We start from the raw sequence: 17290 nt of genomic DNA on the forward strand, positions 1-17290 counted from the left end.
CCCTCCTTAGTCAAATTTCATACGTGTGGCTTTCAGGTTCACAATCGCCAGGGCACCAACCAGCAGGAAGATCAGGGTGGCAATGGCTGCTGCCAGACCGAAGTCCTGTCCGCCGCCGCCTTCGAAGGCGATACGGTAGGTGTAGCTCACAAGCAGGTCGGTATAGCCTGCCGGCGTGGTGGTGCCGAGACGGTCCGGGCCACCGTTGGTCAACAGCTGAATCAGCACGAAGTTGTTAAAGTTAAAGGCAAAGCTGGCAATCATCAGCGGGGTCAGCGGCTTAATGAGCAGCGGCAGCGTAATTTTAAAGAAGTTCTGGAACGGACCCGCGCCGTCCATCGCTGAAGCTTCGTACAGATCGTCCGGGATAGCCTTCAGCAGGCCCATGCACAGGATCATCATGTACGGGTAGCCCAGCCAGGTGTTCACGATAATAATCATCGAGCGGGCGGTGGTTGGGTCGCTGAACCAGGCCGGTTTGATACCGAACAGCGCGCTCAGCATCATGTTGATTTCACCGAAGCTCTGGTTAAACAGCCCTTTGAAAATCAGAATCGAGATAAACGACGGCACGGCATACGGCAGAATCAGCAGCACGCGGTAAATCGCTTTGCCTTTCAGGGATTCCCACTGCACGAGACAGGCCAGCACCATGCCCACGGCAACGGTCAGGATCACGGTGAGCACCGAGAAAATCACCGTCCAGACGAAGATGGCGAAGAACGGTTTCTGGATGCCTTCGTCGGTGAACACGCGGGTAAAGTTATCCCAGCCGATGGTAACGGTATAACCCGGGCTGAGTTTGTCATCACCCCATTTGCCGTCGGCAGTAATGGACTGATAGAAACCAATGTCGTTGTTCGGGCGATACTTCACGCCGCTCTGATTGTTAGTCAGCGTGCCGTCTTTTGCCAGGGTATAGAGCGGCTGAGTGCCGGAGAACTGGCGCAGCGAGCTCATGGTCACTTTGCTTTCATCTGGCAGCACGGCGGTGAGCTGGGTCAACGCCTGGCGGTTCTGGGTAATGATCCGCAGGTTAGCACGTTCACCTTCCGGCAGGGCCGCAGCCTCTTTTAAGGTCAGCTTCTGCTCGCCGCCAAATTTAAACGCGTCGGAAATATAGTTTTTGCCGCTCTCACCATCAGTGAGCGCTAACTTCCATTCGTCACCCGCAGGATACAGGCCGAAATTAAAGGTTTTTCCCGCCTGATAGGAACGGTCCAGAAGCACCTGTTGGGCGCGTTCCTGCGCAAGCTGGTTGGTGCTGCTGTAGTTGGTGAATGCAATGGCGATGGTACAGATCAGTGGGAACAGGACAAACAGCCCCATCCCGGCCACGCCAGGGTAAACATAGCGCCAGGCATAGGCTTTACGGTTGGCGAAAATATACAGGCCAGCAGAGCTTAAGATCAGCGTCATGATGGCAAAGAGATATTCCCCTTGTACGTACATTAAAACAACAAGGTAACCCACCAGCAGACACAGCAGACCTATCACTGACCATTTCAGCGCGTCGCTTTGCCACCAGTGCTTCTTTTTAATGACATCCATGGGGTTCTTCCTCTACAACGGTGGAAACTTTTCGTCAGGTGGCGCGGCGCTTACCTGACCTACGGATCGTGCCGTAGTCGTAGGGCGGGTAAGCGCACGCGCCACCCGCCGTTTTTCTGCTTACTTAGTAATACGACCCTGCGCATCCTTCAGCGCGGCATCAACAGTCTGACGACCGCTTGCTGCGTTGATGACTGCAGTACGGGTGGCGTACCAGAACGCTGCCATCTGTGGGATGTTCGGCATGATTTCGCCTTTCTGGGCGTTATCCATAGTGGCCGCGATGCGTGGATCTTTCGCCAGCTGATCCTGGAAGGATTTCAGCGCCACGGCGCCCAGCGGTTTATCCTTGTTCACTTCATCCAGACCCTGATCGGTCAGCAGGTAGTTTTCCAGGAACTCTTTCGCCAGCTCTTTGTTCGGGCTGGCGGCGTTGATACCCGCACTCAGCACGCCAACGAACGGTTTAGACGGCTTGCCGTTGAAGGTTGGCAGCAGCGTTACGCCGTAGTTGATTTTGCTCTTATCGATGTTGGTCCAGGCCCACGGACCGTTGATGGTCATCGCGGTTTCGCCTTTGTTGAACGCCGCTTCCGCGATGGAGTAATCGGTATCCGCGTTCATGTGTTTGTTCTTGATCAGGTCAACCAGGAAGGTCAGGCCTTTTTTCGCGCCTGCGTTATCCACGCCCACGTCTTTCACGTCATATTTGCCGTTTTCAAACTTGAACGCGTAACCGCCGTCGGCAGCAATCAGCGGCCAGGTGAAGTACGGCTCTTGCAGGTTGAACATCAGAGCGGATTTACCTTTCGCCTTCAGCTCTTTATCCAGTTTCGGGATCTCTTCCCAGGTTTTCGGTGGGTTTGGTACCAGGTCTTTGTTGTAAATCAGAGACAGGGCTTCAACTGCGATAGGGTAAGCGATCAGCTTGCCGTTGTAGCGAACGGCATCCCAGGTGAACGGGAAGAGTTTGTCCTGGAACGCTTTGTCCGGGGTGACTTCAGCCAGCAGGCCAGACTGCGCGTAGCCGCCGAAACGGTCATGCGCCCAGAAGATGATGTCCGGGCCGTCGCCGGTTGCTGCAACCTGCGGGAATTTCTCTTCCAGTTTGTCCGGATGTTCTACGGTAACTTTGATACCGGTGTCTTTCTCGAATTTTTTGCCCACTTCGGCCAGGCCGTTATAGCCTTTGTCGCCGTTAATCCAGATAACCAGCTTGCCTTCTTCAATTTTGGCGAGCGCCGGTGCGGAAACCATCATTGCTGCAAGGGCGGACAATGCGAAAACGCGTGCGCCAGTCTTGATATTCATATCTGCCATCCTTTTGGTGATGTCTCGTAGTATGACTTCAGTGGTTCAACGTGAATCAGTCTCCTTATTTGACATCCTCTTTCCATCCTCCCAACCCCTACGCCCCACCCCCTGTTTGTGTGATCTCCGTTGCATAAATTTAAGTTATGAGTGCTGGCGCACATAAAAACCCACCGAATTTTGCAGGCGGCTTCACGAATTTCGCCTCAGCCCCCCGGCTGCGGTCGCAGAGCCTGCTCTCTCATCCTCCCGCCTCCTCCCCCATAAAAAAGCCGGGGGGTGGAGGATTCGTGAAAGTTATAGATACCCCATAGTGAACTTATGTTGAATGTTTCTGTCGGTGACAGGTTGTAACGAAGGGAGAAGGGCATGGCGAGCGTACAGCTGCGTAATGTAACGAAAGCCTGGGGCGACGTAGTGGTGTCAAAAGACATCAATCTGGACATCACTGAAGGTGAGTTTGTGGTGTTTGTCGGCCCATCAGGCTGTGGTAAATCTACTCTGCTGCGTATGATTGCCGGTCTTGAAACCATCACCAGCGGCGACCTGCTGATCGGTGATACCCGAATGAACGACATCCCGCCTGCCGAACGTGGCGTCGGTATGGTGTTCCAGTCTTATGCACTTTATCCCCATCTTTCCGTTGCCGAGAACATGTCCTTTGGCCTGAAGCTGGCCGGCGCGAAGAAAGACGTGATTAACCAGCGCGTCACCCAGGTGGCGGAAGTATTACAGCTGGCGCACCTGCTGGAGCGTAAACCGAAAGCGCTTTCCGGCGGTCAGCGTCAGCGTGTGGCGATTGGCCGTACGCTGGTGGCCGAACCGCGCGTGTTCCTGCTCGACGAACCCCTTTCTAACCTGGATGCCGCCCTGCGCGTTCAGATGCGTATCGAAATCTCCCGTCTGCACAAACGTCTTGGCCGCACGATGATTTACGTCACCCACGATCAGGTCGAAGCGATGACGCTGGCCGACAAAATCGTGGTGCTGGATGCCGGTCGCGTGGCGCAGGTGGGCAAACCGCTGGAGCTCTATCACTACCCGGCAGACCGCTTTGTTGCAGGCTTTATTGGCTCGCCAAAGATGAACTTCCTGCCCGTTAAAGTGACTGCAACGGCCATTGAACAGGTACAGGTGGAGCTACCAAACCGCCAGCAAGTCTGGCTGCCGGTGGACAGCGCCAACGTACAGGTCGGGGCAAACATGTCCCTCGGTATCCGCCCTGAGCATCTCCTGCCGAGTCACATTGCCGATGTGACGCTGGAAGGTGAGGTTCAGGTCGTTGAACAGCTTGGTCACGAAACACAGATTCATATCCAGATCCCCGCCATTCGTCAGAACCTGGTTTACCGCCAGAATGACGTGGTGTTGGTAGAAGAGGGTGCCACATTCGCTATCGGCTTGCCGCCAGAGCGTTGCCATCTGTTCCGTGAGGATGGCACTGCATGTCGTCGGTTGCATAAAGAGCCAGGCGTTTAAGCAATCCCAAAAGAAGACACGAAACCGACAGGTGAAGTGTTCAAAGAAAAGCAATGATCTCAGGAGATAGAATGATGATTACTCTGCGCAAACTTCCTCTGGCAGTTGCCGTCGCAGCGGGCGTAATGTCTGCTCAGGCAATGGCCGTGGATTTCCATGGTTATGCTCGTTCCGGTATCGGCTGGACGGGGAGTGGCGGCGAACAACAGTGCTTCCAGGCAACCGGTGCTCAAAGTAAATACCGTCTTGGTAACGAATGTGAAACCTATGCGGAATTGAAGCTGGGCCAGGAAGTGTGGAAAGAAGGCGACAAGAGCTTCTACTTCGACACCAACGTAGCGTATTCCGTAGCACAACAGAACGACTGGGAAGCCACTGACCCGGCGTTCCGTGAAGCCAACGTGCAGGGTAAAAACCTGATCGAATGGCTGCCAGGTTCCACCATCTGGGCTGGTAAGCGCTTCTATCAGCGTCATGACGTTCACATGATCGACTTCTACTACTGGGATATCTCTGGTCCTGGTGCGGGTCTGGAAAATATCGACGTCGGTTTCGGTAAACTTTCTCTGGCAGCAACCCGCTCTTCTGAATCAGGTGGTTCTTCCTCCTTCGCCAGCAACAGTATTTATGATTACACCACCCGCACCGCGAACGACGTCTTTGACGTGCGTTTAGCGCAGATGGAAGTTAACCCAGGCGGCACCCTTGAGCTGGGCGTTGACTATGGCCGTGCTAACCCACGTGATGACTATCGTCTGGTTGACGGTGCGTCTAAAGACGGCTGGATGTTCACCGCTGAACACACCCAGAGCATGCTGAAAGGCTACAACAAGTTTGTGGTTCAGTACGCCACTGACTCAATGACCTCTCAGGGTAAAGGCCTGTCTCAAGGTTCTGGCGTAGGCATTGATGGCAATACCGGTTTTGCCTATGACATCAACAACAACGGCAGCCTGCTGCGTATCCTTGACCACGGTGCAATCTCTCTGGGCGATCGTTGGGACCTGATGTACGTCGGTATGTATCAGGATATCGACTGGGATAACAACAACGGCACCAAGTGGTGGACTGTAGGTGTTCGTCCAATGTTCAAATGGACACCAATCATGAGCACCTTGCTGGAAGTGGGCTACGACAACGTCAAATCCCAGGAAACTGGCGAAACCAACAACCAGTACAAAATCACCCTGGCGCAACAGTGGCAGGCTGGCGACAGCATCTGGTCTCGTCCTGCTATCCGCGTCTTCGCAACCTATGCGAAGTGGGATGAGAAGTGGGGCTATGACTACAACGGTAACCCAGCGAATAACCCTAACTTCGGTAAAGCGGTTAAAGATGGCTTCAACGGTGGTTCCTTCGGTCGTGGCGACAACGACGAGTGGTCCTTCGGCGCCCAGATGGAAATCTGGTGGTAATCCCGTCTTAATCTGACGTAATGACCAAACTGAGGGGCGCAAGCCCCTCAATCCTTGGGACGGCGCGCTATTGCCTGGCTACCGCTGACCTGTGCATTTTGAGGTGATAACAATGAAAATGAACAAAACTCTTCTTGCCCTTTGTTTATCCGCAGGGCTGCTGGCAAGCGCGCCTGCTGTCACGCTCGCTAACGTGAACTTCGTTCCGCAGAATACAACATCTGCACCAGCCATTCCGGCGGCGACACTGCAACAGCTGGTCTGGACGCCTGTCGATCAGTCTAAAACCCAGACCACCCAGCTCTCAACGGGCGGACAAACGATTAATGTTCCGGGTATTAGCGGCCCGGTCGCTGCGTATAGCGTACCCGCCAATATCGGTGAACTCGCTATTACCTTGACCAGTGAAGTCAACAAGCAAACAAGCGTATTTGCGCCAAACGTGCTGATTCTTGATCAGAACATGACGCCATCCGCCTTTTTCCCAAGCGAATACTTTACTTATCAGGAGCCTGGCGTGATGAGCGCCGATCGTCTGGAAGGTGTCATGCGTCTTACGCCTGCGCTGGGACAGCAAAAACTCTACGTGCTGGTCTTTACCACTGAGCAAGATCTGCAGAAAACCACCACGCTGCTTGACCCGGCCAAAGCCTATGCGAAGGGCACCGGCAACGCCGTACCTGATATTCCAGACCCGATTGCACGCCACGTCACCGACGGAACGCTAAAGCTGAAGGTGAAAACGAACAGCGGTTCCAGCGTGCTGGTCGGCCCGCTGTTTGGCTCCTCCGGTAACGGCCCGGTAACCGTGGGTAATACCGCCGCACCTGCCTATACCGCACCAGTTGCCACCGCAGCCGCACCGGTAGCAGCCGCTGCACCAGCACCGGCGAAGAAAGCTGAGCCGGTACTGAACGACACCGAAGAATACTTCAACAACGCTATTAAGCAGGCGGTGAAGCGCGGCGATGTCGATAAAGCGCTGAAACTGCTTGATGAAGCCGAACGTTTAGGTTCAACCACTGCCCGTTCCACCTTTATCAGCAGTGTAAAAGGCAAGGGGTAACCGTTTCCCCACAGTGCTGATTTGTCAGTAGTTTAGTGCGCCTGAGTGGGCGCACTTTTTTTCGTGTCCGCCAGGCTGTTGCATCCATGTTGCGATCGTGATCGTTAAATAACGTTTGGCCCCCCTCAATCCGTGTTTCTGCGATACAATGCCATTACGTTATGTATCGGAGAGTCTGGCATGTCACACCCCGCGCTAACGCAACTGCGTGCGCTGCGCTATTTCGACCAAATACCTGCGCTTGATCTGCAGCAACTGGACTGGTTGCTGCTGGAAGATTCCATGACGAAACGTTTTGAACAGCAAGGTAAAACGGTCACGGTGACCCTGATACAGGAAGGGTTTGTCTCCGGCGATGAGATCGCCAGCGAGCTGCCGCTGCTGCCGCAAGAGGAACGCTACTGGCTGCGCGAAATTTTGCTCTGTGCCGATGGTGAGCCTTGGCTTGCCGGACGGACGGTAGTGCCCGAGTCCACCCTTTCCGGGCCTGAGCTGGCGCTGCAGCGGCTGGGGAAAACCCCGCTGGGACGTTATCTTTTTACCTCATCTGAGCTGACCCGGGATTTTATTGAGATTGGGCGTGATGCCGAACTGTGGGGACGCCGTTCCCGCCTTCGCCTGAGCGGTAAGCCGTTAATCCTGACGGAACTTTTTTTACCGGCATCACCGTTGTACTAAGAGGAAGAAAAAATGGAGTGGAGCCTAACGCAGAATAAGCTGTTGGCGTATCACCGCTTAATGCGTACTGATAAACCTATTGGCGCGTTACTGCTGCTGTGGCCGACCTTATGGGCGCTGTGGGTTGCAACGCCGGGCGTACCGCCGCTATGGATCCTGGGCGTATTTGTCGCCGGTGTCTGGTTGATGCGCGCGGCGGGCTGCGTGGTGAATGACTATGCCGATCGTAAATTCGACGGCCATGTAAAACGGACAGCCAACCGTCCGTTACCCAGCGGCCAGGTGACCGGAAAAGAAGCCCGCGTGCTGTTCCTCGTACTGGTGCTGCTCTCATTCCTGCTGGTGTTAACGCTGAACACCATGACAATTCTGCTTTCCGTCGCTGCGCTTGCACTGGCCTGGGTTTATCCGTTCATGAAGCGCTATACCCATCTGCCTCAGGTTGTGTTGGGCGCGGCATTTGGCTGGTCAATTCCGATGGCGTTTGCGGCGGTGAGTGAATCCCTACCGCTCAGCTGCTGGCTGATGTTCCTGGCGAATATTCTCTGGGCCGTGGCGTATGACACGCAATATGCGATGGTAGACCGCGACGATGACCTGAAAATTGGTATTAAATCGACCGCCATTCTCTTTGGACGTCAGGACAAACTGATCATCGGCATTTTACAGGTCGCGGTACTGGCACTGATGGTCGCGATTGGCCGTCTGAACGGGCTGAACTGGGAGTTTTACTGGTCGGTGCTGGTGGCGGGATTGCTGTTTGCTTACCAGCAAAAGCTGATTGCCAAACGCGAACGTGAAGCCTGCTTTAAAGCGTTTTTGAATAATAACTATGTCGGGCTGGTGCTGTTTTTAGGCCTGGCGATGAGCTATTTCTTATAAAAAAGTCGGGTGGCGGCTTCGCCTTACCCGACCTACGATCTGGCAGAACATGTAGGCCCGGTAAGCGTTAGCGCCACCGGGCGTTTTTTTATCGACGACGCAACAGCCTGAGGGCGTTCGCCGTCACCAGCACCGTTGCCCCCGTATCCGCCAGCACTGCCAGCCACAGCCCGGTCATGCCGAGCAGCGTCGTCACCAGGAAAATCCCCTTCAGTCCGAGCGCAATCCCGATGTTCTGGCGGATATTGGCTCGCGTCGCCCGCGCCAGGCCGATCATCTCTGCCAGCCCGGTCAGACGGTTATGCGTCAGCGCCGCGTCTGCCGTCTCCAGCGCCACGTCGGTGCCGCTTCCCATCGCAATGCCTATGGTGGATGCTTTCATCGCGGGTGCATCGTTAATGCCGTCCCCGACCATCGCGAGCGGGGCGTGGCTGTTCAGTTCGGTTACCGCACTGACCTTATCGGCGGGCAGCAATCCAGCCTTAAATTCCAGTCCCAGTTCACCCGCAATGGCTGACGCCGCACGTGGGTTATCCCCGGTCAGGATCACGCCCTGCACGCCCAGCTGATGCAGCGCCGCTATGGCTTCCTTCGCGTCATCACGCAGGGTATCGCGCAGCGCCAGCATCCCTTTCGTCACGCCGTCCTGCATAACAACCACGACAGTTTGCCCGGCTTGCTCTAACGCCTGAACCTGTGCGGAAGGGGAGTGACCCGCCGCGACAATCAGGACCTTTTTACCGTCGACGTTGGCCTCAATCCCAGACCCGACCAGCGCCCGCTGGGCGGTGGCCGCCGGAATCGGTAATCCGCGAGCCTGCGCTTCCCGCACAATGGCCTGCGCCAGCGGGTGGGTGGAACCCTGTTCGACGGCGGCGGCTAAGGTAAGCAGTTCATCTTCAGCGATATCCTGCGGATAAATGCCGGTCACCTGGGGTTTGCCGACGGTTAACGTGCCGGTTTTGTCGAAGGCGATATGCTGAACCTGGCTCAGCTGCTCCAGCGCCGCGCCGCCTTTAATCAGCGCTCCGCGACGTGCCGCTGCCGCCAGACCGGAGGTGATCGCCGCTGGCGTGGAGATCACCAGCGCGCACGGGCAGCCAATCAGCAGCAGGGTCAGACCTTTATAAATCCAGCCCTCCCAGGGCGCGCCAAAGAACAGCGGTGGAACGAGCGTAACCAGCAGAGCAACCAGCATAATTGCGGGCGTGTAAATCCGGCTAAAGCGATCGATAAAACGCTCGACGGGGGCACGACGCTCTTCAGCTTCTTCAATCAGCTTCAGGATACGGTCGATGGCGCTGTCGCCGGGCCCGGAAAGCACCTCAAGCTGCACCAGGCGGTCAACGCTGGTGGCGCCTGCAGGCACTTTTTCTCCCGCGGCACGCTCAACCGGAATGGATTCCCCGGTCAGGGCGCTTTCATCAAAGCTTGCGGTGGTGCTAAGCAGTGCGCCATCGGCAGGCAAGCGCCCCCCTGCGGCGACTTCAATGACGTCGCCCGGGCGCAGCGTGCTGATGGCGACCGTTTCACGTTTGCCTTCGTTAACCCGCGTCGCGGTTTCCGGCTTCAGTGCCATCAACGCGCTCACCCCTTTACGCGCGCGGCTGGCGGCCCAGCCCTCAAGCCGTTCGCCGATCAGGAACAGCAGCAGAACCATCGCCGCTTCCGCCGTCGCGCCGATAAAAAGCGCGCCGATCGCCGCCACGCTCATCAGCGTTTCGATGGCGAACCAGCTGCCGCTTCTCATCAGACGTAATGCCTGGCGGGCAATAGGAAATAGTCCGACCAGCGTGGTGGCGATAAACGCCAGGTTGCCAAACGGATGGTTAATCTGTTCCAGACCCCAGCTCAGGGCCATCATGATGATGAGGGTAATGAGCGGCAGATTTTCCTTCAGGGAGGCGGTCTTTTCGACAGGGGCTGTTTCGCTGCGCAGGGTGTATCCCGCCTTGCTGACGGCGGCTTCAACCTGCTTACTGACATCCTTGTCGGCGCTGACTAACAGCTTTTCGGTCGCAAAAAGCACCTGAACGTGGCTGACGCCCGGCACCTGTTTGACCGCATTTTCCACTTTACGTGCGCAGGCTGCGCAGTCCATACCGTTGACGGCCCAGCTGTAGCGATTACCGCTTTCGGGCAGCGCGTCGGCTTGCGTTTCGCAGCTCCCCTCGCAGCAGCAGTCCTCTTTTGGCGGAACCGGGCTGAGCTTAAGTGCCGAAAATTGTGGGATTTTTTTAGGTGTTTCTGGAGTCGACATGGCAGTCTCCGGTAATGATAATTTTCTCATTAACCGCAGCATACACTCTGGAGTCGACTCCAGAGTCAAGCGTTATTTAGATATACAGCGAACGCACGATCAGGAAGTGCCCGGCAAAGTAGCAGGCGGAAGCAATCGCGTTGTCGGCGCGGAAGCGACGGCGATAGTGGCTGCCCAGCCAGACGATATTACCGAGTAAGAGCAGTGCTGCGCCGAAGAACGCAGACATCGCCTGAGACGTCGGGCGGAAGAACCAGAGCTCGCCAGCGAGCCACACCATCACCAGCGTCATGGCGATAAATGTACAGACCGGCAAACGCATCTCTTCCAGACGCGACCAGATCACCGCTATCAGCAGTGCGCCAATCACCAGCAGCACCAGCGGCAGCGGCCAGAAGAAGGAGAGCGTCATCTGGCTGGCGAAGTAGATGGTATACAGCAGATGCGACAGGAAAAACGCCCCAACAGCATACAGCAGACGCTGACGCGGGAGCAGGGTTAAGGCATCGCCAATCAGGGACGCGCACAGCCCGGCGAGAACCAGGTAGCTGATGGCGTTAAACATCGGCGCTTGCCAGGCAAGCAGCAGAAGGAGCAACAGCGTGACGGGTTTAAACAACCAGCGCTGCCAGGCTGGGCCACGGTAGGACGCATCAACGTAAAGCCATGCGGAAAAACAGACAGCGATAAATGACCAAAGCATATTAACTCCCTGTAACTGTTAAGGCTGAATAATCAGTTTCTGATCCAGTGTAGTGACGCGGGCGGGCGTTTGGCAATGCCGGGGCAGGCGAGGTATCCTGAATTCCGCATAATCTGATGGGATGTTCCAATGAGCAAGATGCCGCTGTTTTTCATTATCGTGGTAGCGATTATCGTCATTGCCGCCTCGTTTCGCTTCGTGCAGCAGCGCCGGGAAAAGGCGGATAACGATGCCGCACCGCTGATGCAAAAGCGGGTGGTGGTGAGCAATAAGCGCGAGAAAGCCCTCAACGATCGACGCTCTCGCCAACAGCAGGTTACGCCTGCGGGCGCGACGATGCGCTATGAAGCCAGCTTTAAGCCGGAAACCGGCGGGCTGGAGATGACTTTCCGCCTGGGGGCGCAGCAGTACCACGAGTTGACGGTGGGTGAGAAAGGAATGCTGAGCTACAAAGGGTCGCGGTTTGAAGGTTTTAGGGCGGAATAATGCGCGATCGGTCCCCTCTCCCGGTGGGAGAGGGTTAGGGTGAGGGCATCAGGCCGCACCCTACTTCTTCACCTGCGCCTTAAACTTCTTCATCCACACCAGCAACTCAAACACGCCGAAAATAAATACCCGCAGTTGCTGCCAGCCGGTCATCGGCGGGCCATCTTTTGGCAGGCCGTTTTTCAGCATTACCATCTGCAGGGCGTGCATGAACGAGGTGAAAATCAGCGCCACGTTAACGAAGATGTTCAACGGGCGCGGGAACGGGTGCACCAGATTCAAAATCAAAAATGCCCAGACGCCCAGCATCAGCAAACGTCCCAGGTTAATCAGTACCGGCATCAGAGCCTCCTTGTACCTGACGGTGATAAAGACGATAAGCGACCTGACCGGCAACCTTTTCGCGGTGCAGATCCCAGTGCGCGGGCACCGGCGGAAGACCGTTTTCCACTTCGCTTTCAACGTAAATTAATGCGTCATCCGCCAGCCAGCCGTTTTGTTCCAGCAGGGATAACGTCTCTTCCAGCAGCCCCTTGCGGAACGGCGGATCGACAAACACCACCTGATGCGGCGTGCCTTTCTGCGCGAGGAAGCTCAGGGTATTGGTGTTTACGACTTTGGCGTTACTCGCTTTGAGCGTCGCCAGATTTTGCTGCAGCGTCTGTGCCACGCCGCGCTCCATCTCCAGCAGCGTGGCGCTGGCGGCGTAGCGCGACAACGCTTCGAGCCCTAATGCACCGCTGCCGGCGAAGCAGTCCAGGCAGTGGGCATCTACCATTGACGGGGCGAGCCAGTTAAACAGCGTCTCGCGAACGCGGTCGGTTGTCGGGCGTAAACCGGGGCTGTCCGGCACCGGTAATTTCCGGCCTCGCCACTGACCGCCGATAATTCGAATTTGACCGGCCGGGGCGCGGGTGGGTTTCTTCATCTCTGGAAAGCTCTGTTAACCATTGCCCTGCGATTGCGGGCGGTGATGTCAATTAAGTAAAGTGTTAGACTATTTCATCATTTTTTTAGCTTCCCTGTATATAGCGCCGCGAGGAGTGTAGTCGCAGATGGCAAAACAAAAAAAACGTGGCTTCTTTTCCTGGTTGGGTTTCGGTGAAAAAGAGCAAGAAACAGAACAGAAAACCGAAGAACAACAGGTTGTAGAAGAGCAGTCACAGCCTGAAACGCCTGTAGAAACCGCTGCGGTTATCGAAGCGGAAGAACCTGTCCACAGCAAAGAAGAGATTGAATCGTTTGCTGAAGAGGTGGTTGAAGTCACTGAACAGGTTCAGGAGAGCGAGAAGCCAGAACCGGTTGTGCCCGAAGCCGTTACCGACGCACCGCAGGCCGTTATCGAACATGAAGAGCTGCCGCTGCCGGAAGAGGTTAAAGCCGAAGAGGTATCTGCAGAAGAGTGGCAGGCCGAAGCGGAAACCGTTGAAATTGTTGAGGCGGTGGAAGAAGAGGCGGCGCTTGAGCCAGAGCTGACCGACGACGAGCTGGAAGCCCAGGCGCTGGCGGCGGAAGCGGCTGAAGACGCGGTTATCGTCGTGCCGGTGGAAGAGCATGAGCAGGCTGAAGAAGAGATCGTTCAGGAGCAGGAAAAACCGACCAAAGAAGGTTTCTTTGCCCGTCTGAAGCGCAGCCTGTTAAAAACCAAAGAAAATCTGGGTTCCGGATTTATCAGTCTGTTCCGCGGCAAGAAGATCGACGACGATCTCTTCGAAGAGCTGGAAGAGCAACTGCTGATCGCTGACGTGGGGGTGGAAACCACCCGTAAGATCATCGCCAGCCTGACCGAAGGGGCAAGCCGCAAACAGCTGCGCGATGCCGAGGCACTGTACGGCCTGCTGAAAGACGAGATGGGTGAAATTCTCGCAAAAGTTGATGAACCGCTTAATATTGAAGGCAAAACGCCATTTGTTATTCTGATGGTGGGTGTTAACGGCGTGGGTAAAACCACGACTATCGGCAAGCTGGCGCGTCAGTTCGAGCAGCAGGGCAAATCGGTGATGCTGGCGGCGGGCGATACCTTCCGTGCGGCGGCGGTTGAGCAGCTGCAGGTGTGGGGCCAGCGGAACAACATTCCGGTGATTGCCCAGCATACCGGCGCGGATTCCGCGTCCGTGATTTTTGATGCCATTCAGGCGGCGAAGTCCCGTAACGTGGACGTGCTGATTGCTGACACCGCAGGGCGTTTGCAGAACAAATCGCACCTGATGGAAGAGTTGAAGAAAATCGTCCGCGTCATGAAGAAGCTGGACGAAGATGCACCGCATGAAATTATGCTGACTATCGACGCCAGCACCGGACAGAACGCCGTTAGCCAGGCGAAGCTGTTCAATGAAGCGGTAGGATTGACCGGGATCGCGCTGACCAAGCTGGACGGCACCGCGAAAGGCGGGGTGATCTTCTCCGTAGCCGACCAGTTCGGCATTCCTATCCGCTACATCGGTGTGGGCGAGCGTATTGAGGATTTGCGTCCGTTTAAAGCGGACGACTTTATTGAGGCACTATTTGCCCGAGAGGACTAACAATGATTCGCTTTGAACACGTCAGCAAGGCCTATCTCGGTGGGAGACAAGCGCTGCAGGGAGTCACATTCCACCTGCAGCCAGGCGAGATGGCATTCCTGACCGGCCATTCCGGCGCGGGGAAAAGTACTCTGCTCAAGCTTATCTGTGGGATCGAACGGCCAAGCGCCGGGAAAATCTGGTTCAGCGGCCATGATATTAGCCGTCTTAAGAACCGTGAAGTGCCGTTCCTGCGTCGTCAGATCGGCATGATTTTCCAGGATCACCATCTGCTGATGGATCGCACCGTTTTCGATAACGTCGCTATCCCGCTGATTATTGCCGGTGCCAGCTATGATGATATCCGTCGTCGCGTCTCTGCGGCGCTGGATAAGGTTGGGCTGCTGGACAAAGCGAAGAACTTCCCGATCCAGCTCTCCGGCGGTGAACAGCAGCGTGTGGGCATCGCCCGTGCGGTGGTGAACAAGCCGGCCGTACTGCTGGCGGATGAACCCACAGGTAACCTGGACGATGCGCTCTCCGAAGGGATTTTGCGTCTGTTTGAGGAATTCAACCGCGTTGGGGTCACAGTATTGATGGCGACGCACGATATCGGGCTGATTTCCCGTCGTTCGTACCGCATGCTGACTCTGAGCGATGGACATTTGCACGGAGGCCATGGTGAACAAGCGTGATGCAATGAACCAGATTCGGCAGTTCGGGAACCGGTTTGACCGTTTCCGTAAGCCGCAGGGTGGCGGTGATGGCAATCGTAACGCACCTAAGCGCCAGAAAGCGGCGCCAAAGCCGGCTTCGCGCAAAACCAACGTGTTTAACGAGCAGGTGCGCTACGCTTTCCACGGCGCGTTGCAGGATCTGAAAAGCAAACCGCTGGCAACGTTCCTGACGGTGATGGTCATCGCCATCTCCCTGACGCTGCCAAGCGTCTGCTACATGGTTTATAAGAACGTGAACCAGGCGGCGTCCCAGTATTATCCGTCGCCGCAGATCACCGTTTATCTGGATAAAGCGCTCGACGATAACGCGGCGGCGCAGGTGGTTGGGCAAATCCAGGCCGAGCAGGGCGTGGAGAAGGTCAACTATCTTTCCCGTGAAGAAGCGCTGGGCGAGTTTCGCAACTGGTCCGGTTTTGGCGGTGCGCTGGATATGCTCGAAGAGAACCCGTTACCTGCGGTAGCGGTGGTGATCCCGAAGCTCGATTTCCAGGGGACCGATTCGCTAAATACGTTACGCGATCGCATCACCCGGATTAACGGAATTGATGAAGTGCGCATGGACGACAGCTGGTTTGCCCGTCTTGCCGCGCTGACCGGGCTGGTGGGACGTGTGTCGGCGATGATCGGCGTACTGATGGTGGCCGCGGTGTTCCTCGTCATTGGTAACAGCGTGCGCCTGAGCATTTTTGCTCGCCGCGATACCATTAACGTGCAGAAACTGATTGGCGCGACGGATGGCTTCATCCTTCGTCCCTTCCTCTATGGCGGCGCATTGCTCGGTTTTTCTGGGGCATTTCTTTCACTGATTTTGTCAGAAATTTTGGTGATGCGTTTGTCATCGGCCGTGACGGAAGTGGCGCAGGTTTTCGGAACTAAGTTTGATATCAGTGGCTTAGGCTTTGACGAGTGCCTGTTATTACTGCTGGTTTGCTCGATGATTGGTTGGGTGGCAGCCTGGCTGGCGACCGTTCAACATTTACGCCACTTTACTCCCGACTAATAAAAGCGTGATATAATCTTTCCCTGCACCGAGATGTTCGCTCTGCAGGGAAAGCGTCCCTGTTGTCTCTTCCCCTGTTATCATCTCCATGTCACATTTTGTGCGTAATTTATTCACTGTTGCACCTGGAACTTGTGGATAAAATCACTGTCTGATAAAAGAGTGAATGCTAATCTCGTTGCTCAAACGCTTTGGCATGGTTGTTGCCTGACGGGGACAACCTGGACCAGAAGAAACATTGAGAGGAATGAATGACCAAAGAAATGCAAACTTTAGCTTTAGCCCCTGTTGGTAACCTGGAATCTTACATCCGGGCTGCGAACACCTGGCCGATGTTAACGGCCGAGGAAGAAAAGGAGCTTGCTGAAAAGCTGCATTACCAGGGCGATCTGGAAGCAGCGAAAAAGCTGATCCTGTCTCACCTGCGCTTTGTTGTTCACATTGCTCGTAATTACGCGGGCTATGGCCTGCCGCAGGCGGACTTGATTCAGGAAGGTAACATCGGTCTGATGAAGGCTGTACGTCGCTTTAACCCGGAAGTGGGTGTGCGACTGGTCTCCTTCGCCGTACACTGGATCAAAGCAGAAATTCATGAATACGTGCTGCGCAACTGGCGTATCGTGAAAGTCGCCACGACAAAAGCGCAACGTAAACTGTTCTTCAACCTGCGTAAAACCAAGCAGCGTCTGGGCTGGTTCAATCAGGATGAAGTGGAAATGGTGGCGCGCGAGCTGGGTGTATCCAGCAAAGATGTGCGTGAGATGGAATCCCGTATGGCCGCGCAGGACATGACGTTTGATATGTCCTCCGACGACGACGGCTCTGACAGCCAGCCAATGGCCCCGGTTCTGTATCTGCAGGATAAAACCTCCAACTTTGCTGACGGCATTGAAGAGGATAACTGGGAAGATCAGGCCGCGAATAAGCTCACCCATGCGATGGAAGGCCTCGACGAACGTAGTCAGGATATTATCCGTGCCCGCTGGCTGGACGAAGACAACAAGTCCACGCTGCAGGAACTGGCCGACCGCTACGGCGTCTCCGCTGAACGTGTGCGTCAGCTTGAAAAGAACGCCATGAAAAAACTTCGCGCCGCTATCGAAGCGTAATTTCTGCGAAGTACACTGAGAACCCCTGGATGAGAGTCCGGGGGTTTTGTTTTTTTAGCGCCCGCTCTGGCGAATTCCTCCCCCCTGGCAAACACTTACTGATGCGCTAAGC

General features: G+C 55.6%; 16 protein-coding genes. 10 read left to right on the forward strand and 6 right to left on the reverse strand.

The features are described 5' to 3' along the window. Window positions 1-6: 6 nt before the first annotated feature. Together malF and malE are read right to left on the reverse strand one after the other, a co-directional pair. Window positions 7-1551 (reverse strand): maltose ABC transporter permease MalF, encoded by a 1545-nt coding sequence (gene malF / locus ABFI50_RS10410; RefSeq protein WP_047624999.1) that lies wholly within the window; start codon window positions 1549-1551, stop codon window positions 7-9. Between the two features lie 120 nt (window positions 1552-1671). Continuing rightward, the gene (gene malE / locus ABFI50_RS10415; protein ID WP_023331781.1) at window positions 1672-2862 is read right to left on the reverse strand and encodes a maltose/maltodextrin ABC transporter substrate-binding protein MalE; all 1191 of its coding nucleotides are present in this window, start codon (window positions 2860-2862) and stop codon (window positions 1672-1674) included. A gap of 369 nt (window positions 2863-3231) precedes the next feature. Between malE and malK the strand changes: the two genes are divergently transcribed. The 5 genes from malK (at window position 3232) to ubiA (ending at window position 8382) form a co-directional block, all read left to right on the forward strand. Continuing rightward, window positions 3232-4341, forward strand: coding sequence for a maltose/maltodextrin ABC transporter ATP-binding protein MalK (gene malK, locus ABFI50_RS10420; RefSeq protein WP_023331782.1), 1110 nt, complete (start codon window positions 3232-3234; stop codon window positions 4339-4341). A 71-nt stretch (window positions 4342-4412) separates the two neighbouring features. Beyond that, the gene (locus ABFI50_RS10425) at window positions 4413-5756 is read left to right on the forward strand and encodes a maltoporin (protein ID WP_032637773.1); all 1344 of its coding nucleotides are present in this window, start codon (window positions 4413-4415) and stop codon (window positions 5754-5756) included. Between the two features lie 112 nt (window positions 5757-5868). Continuing rightward, window positions 5869-6822, forward strand: a complete 954-nt coding sequence (gene malM, locus ABFI50_RS10430) for a maltose operon protein MalM (protein WP_047624993.1) — start codon at window positions 5869-5871, stop codon at window positions 6820-6822. A 180-nt stretch (window positions 6823-7002) separates the two neighbouring features. Further along, on the forward strand, window positions 7003-7500 hold the full coding sequence (gene ubiC, locus ABFI50_RS10435) for a chorismate lyase (protein ID WP_232931966.1): 498 nt from the start codon (window positions 7003-7005) through the stop codon (window positions 7498-7500). Between the two features lie 12 nt (window positions 7501-7512). After that, window positions 7513-8382, forward strand: coding sequence for a 4-hydroxybenzoate octaprenyltransferase (gene ubiA / locus ABFI50_RS10440; RefSeq protein WP_014882106.1), 870 nt, complete (start codon window positions 7513-7515; stop codon window positions 8380-8382). Window positions 8383-8470: 88 nt separating this feature from the next. Here the strand turns inward: ubiA and zntA are convergent, their stop codons facing one another. Together zntA and ABFI50_RS10450 are read right to left on the reverse strand one after the other, a co-directional pair. Then, window positions 8471-10642: a Zn(II)/Cd(II)/Pb(II) translocating P-type ATPase ZntA gene (gene zntA, locus ABFI50_RS10445; protein WP_347486010.1), complete on the reverse strand. Its 2172-nt coding sequence runs from the start codon at window positions 10640-10642 to the stop codon at window positions 8471-8473. Between the two features lie 76 nt (window positions 10643-10718). Further along, window positions 10719-11345 (reverse strand): lysoplasmalogenase, encoded by a 627-nt coding sequence (locus tag ABFI50_RS10450; RefSeq protein ID WP_014882108.1) that lies wholly within the window; start codon window positions 11343-11345, stop codon window positions 10719-10721. A 129-nt stretch (window positions 11346-11474) separates the two neighbouring features. Here ABFI50_RS10450 and ABFI50_RS10455 point away from each other — a divergent pair, with 129 nt between their 5' ends. Then, window positions 11475-11831 (forward strand): DUF2500 domain-containing protein, encoded by a 357-nt coding sequence (locus ABFI50_RS10455; RefSeq protein ID WP_047027903.1) that lies wholly within the window; start codon window positions 11475-11477, stop codon window positions 11829-11831. Window positions 11832-11891: 60 nt separating this feature from the next. Here the strand turns inward: ABFI50_RS10455 and ABFI50_RS10460 are convergent, their stop codons facing one another. Both ABFI50_RS10460 and rsmD read right to left on the reverse strand, forming a co-directional pair. After that, complete coding sequence (locus ABFI50_RS10460) at window positions 11892-12173, reverse strand: DUF1145 family protein (protein WP_014882110.1); 282 nt, start codon at window positions 12171-12173, stop codon at window positions 11892-11894. After that, window positions 12157-12759 carry a 16S rRNA (guanine(966)-N(2))-methyltransferase gene (rsmD, locus tag ABFI50_RS10465; protein WP_045135381.1) on the reverse strand — a complete coding sequence of 201 codons (603 nt, stop codon included), beginning with the start codon at window positions 12757-12759 and terminating at the stop codon, window positions 12157-12159. Before rsmD ends, ABFI50_RS10460 begins: the two co-directional genes overlap by 17 nt. A gap of 127 nt (window positions 12760-12886) precedes the next feature. On the opposite strand from rsmD, the gene ftsY reads away from it, so the two are divergent. From ftsY to rpoH, 4 genes are all read left to right on the forward strand, one after another. Next, window positions 12887-14353, forward strand: a complete 1467-nt coding sequence (ftsY, locus tag ABFI50_RS10470; RefSeq protein WP_023331785.1) for a signal recognition particle-docking protein FtsY — start codon at window positions 12887-12889, stop codon at window positions 14351-14353. A gap of 2 nt (window positions 14354-14355) precedes the next feature. Continuing rightward, on the forward strand, window positions 14356-15027 hold the full coding sequence (gene ftsE / locus ABFI50_RS10475; RefSeq protein WP_014882113.1) for a cell division ATP-binding protein FtsE: 672 nt from the start codon (window positions 14356-14358) through the stop codon (window positions 15025-15027). Next, window positions 15014-16069, forward strand: a complete 1056-nt coding sequence (ftsX, locus tag ABFI50_RS10480; RefSeq protein WP_014882114.1) for a permease-like cell division protein FtsX — start codon at window positions 15014-15016, stop codon at window positions 16067-16069. The genes ftsE and ftsX overlap by 14 nt, the downstream gene beginning before the upstream one ends. Window positions 16070-16320: 251 nt before the next feature. Then, window positions 16321-17178, forward strand: a complete 858-nt coding sequence (gene rpoH / locus ABFI50_RS10485) for an RNA polymerase sigma factor RpoH (RefSeq protein WP_014882115.1) — start codon at window positions 16321-16323, stop codon at window positions 17176-17178. The last annotated feature ends 112 nt before the right edge of the window (window positions 17179-17290 follow it).

Source organism: Enterobacter sp. HNDS-6 (assembly GCF_039850505.1).
GTDB lineage: Bacteria > Pseudomonadota > Gammaproteobacteria > Enterobacterales > Enterobacteriaceae > Enterobacter > Enterobacter kobei.

Excerpts from the sequence above, each read along its gene's own strand:
- malF (WP_047624999.1), bottom strand. The coding sequence starts at position 1,551 with ATGGATGTCATTAAAAAGAAGCACTGGTGGCAAAGCGACGCGCTGAAA.
- malE (WP_023331781.1), bottom strand. The coding sequence starts at position 2,862 with ATGAATATCAAGACTGGCGCACGCGTTTTCGCATTGTCCGCCCTTGCA.
- malK (WP_023331782.1), top strand. The coding sequence starts at position 3,232 with ATGGCGAGCGTACAGCTGCGTAATGTAACGAAAGCCTGGGGCGACGTA.
- ABFI50_RS10425 (WP_032637773.1), top strand. The coding sequence starts at position 4,413 with ATGATGATTACTCTGCGCAAACTTCCTCTGGCAGTTGCCGTCGCAGCG.
- malM (WP_047624993.1), top strand. The coding sequence starts at position 5,869 with ATGAAAATGAACAAAACTCTTCTTGCCCTTTGTTTATCCGCAGGGCTG.
- ubiC (WP_232931966.1), top strand. The coding sequence starts at position 7,003 with ATGTCACACCCCGCGCTAACGCAACTGCGTGCGCTGCGCTATTTCGAC.
- ubiA (WP_014882106.1), top strand. The coding sequence starts at position 7,513 with ATGGAGTGGAGCCTAACGCAGAATAAGCTGTTGGCGTATCACCGCTTA.
- zntA (WP_347486010.1), bottom strand. The coding sequence starts at position 10,642 with ATGTCGACTCCAGAAACACCTAAAAAAATCCCACAATTTTCGGCACTT.
- ABFI50_RS10450 (WP_014882108.1), bottom strand. The coding sequence starts at position 11,345 with ATGCTTTGGTCATTTATCGCTGTCTGTTTTTCCGCATGGCTTTACGTT.
- ABFI50_RS10455 (WP_047027903.1), top strand. The coding sequence starts at position 11,475 with ATGAGCAAGATGCCGCTGTTTTTCATTATCGTGGTAGCGATTATCGTC.
- ABFI50_RS10460 (WP_014882110.1), bottom strand. The coding sequence starts at position 12,173 with ATGCCGGTACTGATTAACCTGGGACGTTTGCTGATGCTGGGCGTCTGG.
- rsmD (WP_045135381.1), bottom strand. The coding sequence starts at position 12,759 with ATGAAGAAACCCACCCGCGCCCCGGCCGGTCAAATTCGAATTATCGGC.
- ftsY (WP_023331785.1), top strand. The coding sequence starts at position 12,887 with ATGGCAAAACAAAAAAAACGTGGCTTCTTTTCCTGGTTGGGTTTCGGT.
- ftsE (WP_014882113.1), top strand. The coding sequence starts at position 14,356 with ATGATTCGCTTTGAACACGTCAGCAAGGCCTATCTCGGTGGGAGACAA.
- rpoH (WP_014882115.1), top strand. The coding sequence starts at position 16,321 with ATGACCAAAGAAATGCAAACTTTAGCTTTAGCCCCTGTTGGTAACCTG.